Raw genomic sequence first — 397 nt, 5'->3', positions numbered from 1 at the left:
CCCCCCCCCCCCCCCCCCCCCCCCCCCCCCCCCCCCCCCCCCCCCCCCCCCCCCCCCCCCCCCCCCCCCCCTCTAATGATCCCCCCACCACCGAGATCTACACCCGAACGTTGTCGTCGGCAGCGTCAGATGTGTATAAGAGACAGCGGCATTGGCGGGCCTGCAGAACGGCGACATCCTCATCGGCATCGGCAACCTGCGCGTACCGGATCTGCGCACGCTGCAGCGCAGCCGAGGCCGAAGCCATGGCCTTAGCGTGCGGCAACAGCTCCCGAGCCAATGCGGTAGGCGCCAGGCCTTGGGGCGAACGGGTGAACAACGCCGCGCCCCTGTCTCTTATACACATCTCCGAGCCCACGAGACCCGTGACCGAATCTCGTATGGCGTCGTATGGTTT

The 397-nt window shown here is 69.0% G+C and carries 1 pseudogene; it reads right to left on the bottom strand.

Annotation, left to right across the window (positions count from 1 at the left end):
* Positions 1 to 97 precede the first annotated feature (97 nt).
* Positions 98 to 397: pseudogene (locus tag JHD67_RS21550) on the bottom strand (hypothetical protein); the annotation flags it as partial.

The organism is Dyella sp. ASV21 (assembly GCF_016428975.1).
Taxonomy (GTDB): Bacteria; Pseudomonadota; Gammaproteobacteria; order Xanthomonadales; family Rhodanobacteraceae; genus Dyella.
Note: the sequence above shows the minus strand (reverse complement) of the source record. Positions and strands in the feature narration are given on the sequence as shown.